At 68.5% G+C, this 7,564-nt stretch carries 9 protein-coding genes; 1 reads left to right on the top strand and 8 read right to left on the bottom strand.

Features of this window, described 5'->3' with window-relative positions; translation table 11 throughout:
* The 4 genes from VMI09_07540 to VMI09_07525 all read right to left on the bottom strand — a co-directional run.
* On the bottom strand, positions 1–342 hold a 342-nt coding region (locus tag VMI09_07540; GenBank protein HTQ24534.1), incomplete at its 3' end, for a hypothetical protein.
* Complete coding sequence (locus tag VMI09_07535) at positions 342–1,433, bottom strand: hypothetical protein (GenBank protein HTQ24533.1); 1,092 nt, start codon at positions 1,431–1,433, stop codon at positions 342–344. The genes VMI09_07535 and VMI09_07540, both read right to left, overlap by 1 nt.
* The gene (tmk, locus tag VMI09_07530) at positions 1,433–2,071 is read right to left on the bottom strand and encodes a dTMP kinase (protein ID HTQ24532.1); all 639 of its coding nucleotides are present in this window, start codon (positions 2,069–2,071) and stop codon (positions 1,433–1,435) included. The genes VMI09_07535 and tmk overlap by 1 nt, the downstream gene beginning before the upstream one ends.
* Positions 2,071–3,003: an A24 family peptidase gene (locus VMI09_07525; GenBank protein HTQ24531.1), complete on the bottom strand. Its 933-nt coding sequence runs from the start codon at positions 3,001–3,003 to the stop codon at positions 2,071–2,073. The genes tmk and VMI09_07525 overlap by 1 nt, the downstream gene beginning before the upstream one ends.
* Before the next feature lie 169 nt (positions 3,004–3,172).
* Here VMI09_07525 and VMI09_07520 point away from each other — a divergent pair, with 169 nt between their 5' ends.
* Positions 3,173–3,790, top strand: a complete 618-nt coding sequence (locus VMI09_07520) for a 2-hydroxychromene-2-carboxylate isomerase (protein HTQ24530.1) — start codon at positions 3,173–3,175, stop codon at positions 3,788–3,790.
* A gap of 9 nt (positions 3,791–3,799) precedes the next feature.
* Here the strand turns inward: VMI09_07520 and mutM are convergent, their stop codons facing one another.
* The 4 genes from mutM to VMI09_07500 all read right to left on the bottom strand — a co-directional run.
* A complete protein-coding gene (gene mutM / locus VMI09_07515; protein HTQ24529.1) occupies positions 3,800–4,633 on the bottom strand; it encodes a bifunctional DNA-formamidopyrimidine glycosylase/DNA-(apurinic or apyrimidinic site) lyase in 834 nt (277 codons plus the stop codon).
* Positions 4,626–5,534 (bottom strand): 16S rRNA (adenine(1518)-N(6)/adenine(1519)-N(6))-dimethyltransferase RsmA, encoded by a 909-nt coding sequence (gene rsmA / locus VMI09_07510; GenBank protein ID HTQ24528.1) that lies wholly within the window; start codon positions 5,532–5,534, stop codon positions 4,626–4,628. Before rsmA ends, mutM begins: the two co-directional genes overlap by 8 nt.
* A gap of 13 nt (positions 5,535–5,547) precedes the next feature.
* Positions 5,548–6,552 carry a tRNA (adenosine(37)-N6)-threonylcarbamoyltransferase complex transferase subunit TsaD gene (tsaD, locus tag VMI09_07505; protein HTQ24527.1) on the bottom strand — a complete coding sequence of 335 codons (1,005 nt, stop codon included), beginning with the start codon at positions 6,550–6,552 and terminating at the stop codon, positions 5,548–5,550.
* 41 nt (positions 6,553–6,593) lie between these two features.
* The coding region (locus tag VMI09_07500; protein ID HTQ24526.1) for a tetratricopeptide repeat protein at positions 6,594–7,564 on the bottom strand (971 nt) is incomplete at its 5' end.

The raw sequence follows: 7,564 nt of genomic DNA, 5'->3' as shown, positions 1-7,564 counted from the left end.
CTTCATCGCCAGGTTGCGCTCGCGGATCCGATGAAGACACAGATGCCGCGCCGCCGCCTCGCTATCTATATTTTCGGCCTCGCTTTCAACGTCGCCCGCCTCGGCCAGTCTGAGCACCGGGCGGAGCGCTCGCAGATCGATCGTACGGGCAGGCTCGTGCGGCTCGACCTCGACCGTTCCGATACGCACGCCGGCCTCACTCTCGACAACCACTCGGTCGCCGCGATTAAGCGTGAGTCCTCCGGCGAGGAAATTGTAAAGGTGCCCGACCGCAAGGAAGCTGACCCCGACAATCCGGGGCAGTTCCGGCGCGCCCTCGAACGGATCGGTCTGGTCGGGCACTATCTGCTGCTCCCCAGCGTCGCGCCCACGCTCATCCACCACTGCTCGGCCTGGAGGCGCGGATTCGCCATCGCGTCGATCGCGGCGCCCGCCTCGACCGCACCCTTGAGGCTGGCAAGTAGCGCGTCGAGCGCGAAGCTTTCGGCCATTTTCGTCATCGTCTCCGCGACTTCGGGCGCGGCCGCGGCCGGCGGCGTCCGCAAGAGCTTGAAACACAGTATTTCCTCAAGCACCCGCGCGATCAACTCGAAGTTCTCGGCCGCCTGCTCGCGGCTGGCGAAGAATTCCTGCGCGAGCGCCTGGGCCCGGGCGAAGTCGAGCCGCCGCGCGCCGCCGAGCGCGCTCAACAGCTCGCGGATCGGCGGTTCGGCGCCGCCCGCGAGCCGGAGCGCGCGGCCGGCGCTGCCCCGCGCCAGACGCGCGAGCGCCGCGGCGCGCCCGGCGTCCAAGCCCAGCCGCCCGGCGACTATCGCCTCGATATCGGCAACGTCGAGCGGCGCAAAACGCACCAGGCGCAGGCGCGAACGCACCGTATCGATCAGCGCACGCTCGCTTTCGGCAACCGTGAAGACGATCGCGTGTCCGGGCGGTTCCTCGAGCGTCTTGAGCAGGGCGTTTTGCGCCGGGATGCCGAGCGTCTCGGCGTCGTCGATAATCGCGACGCGGCGCGCGCCGCGGCTCGGCCGCGTGCCAAGGCGTGCGATCAATTCGCGCACCTGCTCGATCAGCACTTCGCTGCGGCCTTCGGCCCGCGTGATCGCGGTGAAGTCCGGATGCACGCCGCCGGCCACCTGCACGCACGACGCACAGCACTCGCATCGCGTCGACGACGCCGCGCTCGCGCGTTCGGCACTGCGTCCGCGGCGCGCCGGCTTTGCCCCCTCGCGCACCGGGCAACTCTCGACCCGGCAACAGAAGCCGGGGCCTGGCGCGCGTTCGCAGAGCAGCGCGTGAGCGAATCCGCGCGCGACCATGGCCTTGCCCACCCCGCGCGGACCCGCCAGCAAGTAGGCATGCGCAGGACGAGAAAGAAGTTCCGCGTTGAGGCGCTCGATGGTTTCGCGATTGCCGCGCACGCCGTCAAGCGGCATCAGTGACCCACCAGCCGCTCGACCGCGATCAGGACCTCGGTGCTGACCGTCGCCAGCTCGCGCGTCGAATCGATAACCGTGACGCGGTCCGGCTCGGCGCGCGCGATGGTCGCGAAGCCCTCGCGCACCCGGCGATGGAATTCCGCCTGTTCGCCCTCGAAACGGTCGTAGCCGCGCACGTCGCTCCGCGCGCGGGCGCGCGTGCGCTTAAGTCCGACCTCGACCGGGCAGTCGAGCACGATCGTGAGCCCGGGACGGATGCCGTCGCTGGCAAGCCGGTTGAGCTCGCCGACGAGTTTAAGATCGAAGCCGCGGCCGTACCCCTGGTAAGCGGTGGTCGAGTCGGAGTAGCGGTCGGAGATAACGATCTCGCCCGCTTCCAGAGCAGGGCGGAGCTTTTCGCGCACGTGCTGCGCGCGGTCAGCCAGGACCAGCAGAAGCTCGGAGGCGACTCCGAGCGAGATCGCCGGATCAAGGAAGATTGCGCGAATCGCTTCGCCCGCGCGCGTCCCGCCGGGCTCGCGCGTGAGCGTCACGCGCCGGCCGCGCCGGCGCAGTTCGTCGGCCAGGATCGCCGCCTGTGTCGTCTTGCCCGAACCCTCGACGCCTTCGAGCGTGATGAAGATACCGGCCGCCATCAGCGCGATAGATACCAGCTTGTCAGCTGCGGTTGAAGGAGCGTGTAAAAACCGGCCGCCAGCGACAGGAAGGGACCGAACGGAACGGCGGTCGCGAGCAGCGCGTGTTCCTCGTTTTCCGCGGCCGCGCTGTCAGGCGCCTCAGCGCCGATCGACGCTGCCACCCTGTCGGCCCCGCCCGCCGCGCCGGTCATCGCAGGAGCGGGAGGAGCGGCGGCGGTTTCGCGCATCCCGGGCGGCAATTCGGGCGGACCGGTGGGAGTTCCAAACAATCCTACCGCGAGCCCGCCGAACGATCCCAGCAGCGCGCCGAAAAACAGCGTGAACAGCACGCCCTGCCATCCGATAAACGCCCCGACCATCGCGAGCAGGAAGACGTCACCGAGGCCGACGCCCTCCTTTCCGCGCACGAGTTGGTAAACATAGCCGGTCAAAAACAGGACTCCGCCGCCGGCGGCTATCCCGATGAGCGAATTTTTCCATCCAACCTCGGGTATGAACAGCGTCGTCAGCGCAAATCCCACCGGCACCCCGGGAAATGTGATCAGGTTGGGGATGAGCCGCCAATCGTAATCGACCAGGGAGGCGATGAGCAGTGCGGTGACGAAGATGAAGCGCGAAATAGCGTTGCCCAACGGGAAATTGACGTACAGCAGGAGCGCGGCCAGCGCCAGCGCAAGCTCGCCTGCGGGATGGCGCGCGCGAATCGGCGCGCCGCACATCACGCAGCGCCCGCGCGAGGCGAGATAGGAGAAGATCGGGATGTTGGCCCACCAGGGAATCGGGCGCTCGCAGTTTTCGCAGAACGATCGCGGAGCCGCGATCGAGATGTCGCGCGGCAGGCGGTAGGCGACCGTCACCGCAAAACTGCCCACGCAGGCTCCCAGAGCCAGCGCGGCTACGTCGCCAATAATCGAAGGAACCTGCTCCATCGCCCCCCAACGGCCGGTTCTGCCGGACCCGCCGGCGTCATTTTATGGCTCCGGCGCACGCGCCGCCAGCCGTCTCGATCGCGGGCTATCGCCCGGCGCGCGTTCCCATCGCGCGGCGGATTCGCTATGGTCCGGCAAAGTCCGTCGAATGCCCGGCTTGGGTGCTGCCATGGAGCGGGAACCGCTGGAATTCTGGTTCGAGTTCGCAAGCACGTATTCGTACCCCGCCGCTTCGCGAATCGAGCGCCTGGCGGCGGCAGCCGGCGTGCCCCTGCGGTGGCGTCCGTTTTTGCTCGGCCCGATTTTCGTGTCCCAGGGATGGGGCGATTCGCCGTTCAACATTTATCCGTTGAAGGGCCGCTACATGTGGCGCGATATGGAGCGGCTGTGCGAGAAGTACGAACTTCCGTTTCGCCGCCCGAGCAAGTTCCCGCGCAGCGGACTGCTTGCCGCGCGGGTCGCCTGCATGGCGGCCGACGAGCCGTGGTGCCCGCGTTTCGTGCGCGCGGTTTTTCGCGCCAACTTTGCCGAAGATCGCGAGATCTCGCGCACTGAAACAATCGCGGAAATTCTGGCCACCCTGGGGCAGCCGCCGCGCGAGGTTCTTGCCCGAGCCGAAGCGGAGGAGAACAAGCAGCGCCTGCGCGAGCAGAGCCAGATGACCGTGGTTAAGGGCATCTTCGGCGCGCCGACCATGATCGTCGGCGACGAACTGTTCTGGGGCAACGATCGGCTCGAAGACGCGATCGCATTCTATCTGCGCCCGGGACGGAGCAGCGGCGGATAGGGGCGCGCCTCAGCGCTGGCAGCGCGGGCAATAGAAACTCGCGCGCTGGCCGACCGTCACGCTGCGGATCGCGCTCTTGCACACCTGGCACGGCTTGCCTGCGCGACCATAGACCATCAGCCGCTCGGCAAACCGTCCCGGCCGGCCGTCAGAATCGCGATAGCTGCGAAAGGTGGTGCCGCGGCTGCCGATGGCGGCGCGCAAAATCGGCGCGGTCGCAGCCACGATGCGTTCGATCTCCTTGTGCGTGATTTTCGCGGCGCGCCGCGTCGGCCGCACGCCCGCGCGAAACAGGATCTCGGAGGCGTAGATGTTGCCGATGCCGGCGACCACCCGCTGGTCCATGATGAGGTTCTTGATCGCGGCGCGCCGCCCGCGCGCCATCCGTGCCAGGTACTCCGCGTTGAACGATGCACCGAGTGGCTCCGGACCGAGCGCCGCGAGCTCGGGCGCCGCGCCGAGGCCTCCGGGAGCGACCAGCCGGATGAGTCCGAAGCGGCGCGGATCGTTGTAAACCAGCCGAGTGCGATCGTCGAGCGCGAACTCGACGTGGTCGTGGCGCGGATCGAATTCGGCATCGTCGAAGTCCTTGCCGCGATGCGTCAGGCTGCCGCTCATCCCCAGATGGACGACCATAGCGGCCCCGTCGCTCAGCTCGATAATGAGGTACTTGGCGCGGCGTCCCAGACGCAAGATACGCCGGCCCTCGACGCCGGCCGCAAGATCGCGCGCCACCTTTTGCCTAAGCCGCCGCTCCGTGACGCGAGCGCGTTCGATCGTCCGGCCGACAGCCGAGCGCGCGAGAATCCGGCGGAGCGACTCGACCTCGGGCAGTTCAGGCATCGCGGGGCACCGCGGCCGAACAAGCGAGCGCGCCCGTGCCTTCAAGCGCAGCGGCGAGCCGCACGAAGTCGGCGACCGCAAGCGTGGCGGGACGCGCCGCCGGGTCGATTGCCGCGCGCCCAAGCGCGCCGGAGATAGATTCGGGCTTTGCGGCGAGCGCGCCAGCGAGCGCATTGCGGATAGTTTTGCGGCGCGCGGAAAACGCGGCGCGGATGACACCAAGCAGCGCGAACTCGGAAGCGGGCGCAAACGGCGCGCGCGCGTGTGGCGTAAAGACGATAACTTCAGCATCGACCCGCGGCACGGGACGGAAATTGCCGGCGGCGACGCGGAAATGCTCGCCGGTTTCCCAATAGAGCGCGGTAAAAACGCTGAGCGCCGAGTAGGCGCGCTCGCCCGCGCGCGCACGGATACGCTCGGCGACCTCGCGCTGGAACATCAGCACCATCCGACCGATCGCGCCGCGCATCTCGTCGAGCCGGCGCAGAATCGCCGCAGCGGCGTTGAACGGCAGGTTGCCGATTACCTTGACCGGAGGCCGCTCAACCATCTCCGCCAGTTCGATTTCAAGAAAATCGCGACAGAGCACACGCACCGCCGGGTGTCCCGCAAATGCGCTCTGAAGCCGCTCGGCAAGCCGCGCGTCCAGCTCGACCAGCCATAGCCGGCGCACTCCGGCGCGCAAAATCCGGTCGCTGAGGACACCCAGTCCGGGACCGACCTCGACCACCTCGTCGCCGGCCGCGATCTGCGCCGCGGCCACGATGCGGTCGGCGATGGCCGGCTGGATCAGGAAGTTCTGGCCGCGCGATTTGCGCGGCCGAACGCCCGCGGCTTCAAGCTCGGCGCCGACCGCCATCGGCGATCGGCGGCCGGCAGGCATGACCCGTGGTGCTTCCATCGCGCGATCGCGATTACAGCGAGAGCGAGGCCTCGGCGTCGAGGCAGAGCGAGTCGCGCTCGCCGCGCAGGAGCCGATAGCTCGCAGCCATCGCGATCATCGCCGCGTTGTCGGTGCAGAACTTGAACGACGGCGCGACAAGCGTGCGGCCCTCGGCGGCAGCCGCCTCGGCGAGCCGCTCGCGCAGCCGCGAGTTGGCGGCGACGCCGCCGGTTAGCGCGATGACGTCGACGCCGGTATCGCGCGCGGCGCGGATCGTCGGTTGAACCAGCATGTCGACCACCGCTTCCTGGAAACTCGCCGCCAGGTCTTCGTGCGAGAGCGCGGCGCCGGCCTGTGCGCGCAGAAGCATCGCGACGGCGGTTTTAACGCCGCTGAAACTGAAATCGAGCGGCGCGCCGCGCACATGGGCGCGCGGAATGCGAACGCGCTTGCGGTTCCCGCGCCGCGAAAGCTCGTCGATTACGCGGCCGCCCGGATAGCCCAACCCCATCAGCTTGGCCACCTTGTCGAACGCTTCGCCAGCGGCGTCGTCGCGCGTGCGGCCCAATCGGCGATAGCGCCCGAAATCCTCGACCATGAAGAGCTCGGTATGCCCGCCCGACACGACCAGCGCGAGAAACGGCATCGCAGGGCGATGCTCCAGCAGCGGGGCGAGCAGGTGTCCCTCGATATGATTCACCCCGCACATCGCGATTCCCAGGCTCTGCGCCAGCCCCTTGGCGCACATCAGGCCGACCAGCAGCGAGCCGACCAGTCCCGGCCCTCGCGTCACCGCAATACCGCCGATGTCGCCAAGCGAGCATCCCGCACCCTCGAGTGCCTGTTCGATCACGGGCAGGATCGTGACGACGTGATTGCGCGAGGCCAGTTCCGGCACCACGCCGCCGTAGCGGCGATGGATTTCGTCCTGGTTAGCGATGACGCTCGCGCGGATGGTGGCAATGCCGGGGCGGTCGGTTTCGATAACCGCCGCGGCCGCGTCGTCGCACGAAGACTCGATACCCAGAATCAGCATTTCACGTCTTCACTGTTCCGCCGCTTCACTTTTTCTCCGGTTCACTGATTGCCGGGCGCAGGCTTGGCGTTGTTCTCTGGGGCAGCGGCACTTGGAGGAGAAGTGGCATCCGAGCTACCGCCGGCGTCCGCGCCGGACTCGGAATCCGGGATATCCCCCGGGTCAGCCTCGTTCGATTGAGGCGGCGGCGGCGCAGCTTCGGCCGGAGCGGGCGCCGCCAGATTGACCTCCGGCGCGGGGAGCGCCGCGCCATCGGCGGGCGCTGGCGGCGGCGGAGCGTTACCGGCGTTCGCGTCCGAGACGCTCGAGCTCAGGCGTCCGTATCCGGTTCGCGCCATCAGGTTACCCGGCGCCGCGTCGAGGGCCTGTTTGTAAGCAGCGGCCGCCTCGGGAAACTTGCCCTGCTCTTCCAAACACGCGCCCTCGAAGCTTTTGACCTCGCCGAGCCATGCGGGAATGCCGCTGAGTCCCACTTCCGAGCGGCCGAAGAAAGCGAGCGCCTGCGGGAAGTCGCGCTTAATCATGTAGGCGCGACCCAGGTAGAAGTAGGCGTAAGGATCGGAGGGATCGATCGAGACCGCGCGGCCCAGCTCGCGCATCGCGTCGTCGAGCTTTGAAGCCTCCAGTGCCTTTCGCCCGTCCTCCGTCGCACGTAATGACGCGTTGAACGCGGGCTGATCCTTGGTGCTTGCGATTAGCCCGGTCAGTGGCTGATCGCTGACCGGCGGCGTCGGCTGGATCGAGCCCACGTCGTAAGGAGCCGGCGCATCCGTAGGCGTGGCCTCCGGCGCCGGCTCTGCGGGCGCCTGCCCCGCCGGCGCGGGCGCGCCCGCCGAAACGGCAGGCGCGCCCGCACCGGCGGGTGTTGCCGTAGCGGCAGCGCCGCCTGTGCCCGAGGCCGTGGCGGATACCGCGGCTTCGCCGGGACCGCTGTTCGGCACGCGCGTCCATCCCGACGCGTCGCCACCCGACCCGTCGCCGCCGGCGCGCGCGCCGTCGTTGGCCGGGGGGG

This window comes from Candidatus Binataceae bacterium, assembly GCA_035500095.1.
Taxonomy (GTDB): domain Bacteria; phylum Desulfobacterota; class Binatia; order Binatales; family Binataceae; genus JAKAVN01.
The sequence above is the reverse complement of the archived record's forward strand: the minus strand, read 5'-3'. Positions and strand labels throughout refer to the sequence as shown.

What these genes read in the sequence shown, in the direction of transcription:
- VMI09_07525 (HTQ24531.1), bottom strand. Translation starts at nt 3,003, where the DNA reads ATGGAGCAGGTTCCTTCGATTATTGGCGACGTAGCCGCGCTGGCTCTG.
- VMI09_07520 (HTQ24530.1), top strand. Translation starts at nt 3,173, where the DNA reads ATGGAGCGGGAACCGCTGGAATTCTGGTTCGAGTTCGCAAGCACGTAT.
- rsmA (HTQ24528.1), bottom strand. Translation starts at nt 5,534, where the DNA reads ATGGAAGCACCACGGGTCATGCCTGCCGGCCGCCGATCGCCGATGGCG.
- tsaD (HTQ24527.1), bottom strand. Translation starts at nt 6,552, where the DNA reads ATGCTGATTCTGGGTATCGAGTCTTCGTGCGACGACGCGGCCGCGGCG.
- VMI09_07535 (HTQ24533.1), bottom strand. Translation starts at nt 1,433, where the DNA reads ATGCCGCTTGACGGCGTGCGCGGCAATCGCGAAACCATCGAGCGCCTC.
- mutM (HTQ24529.1), bottom strand. Translation starts at nt 4,633, where the DNA reads ATGCCTGAACTGCCCGAGGTCGAGTCGCTCCGCCGGATTCTCGCGCGC.
- tmk (HTQ24532.1), bottom strand. Translation starts at nt 2,071, where the DNA reads ATGGCGGCCGGTATCTTCATCACGCTCGAAGGCGTCGAGGGTTCGGGC.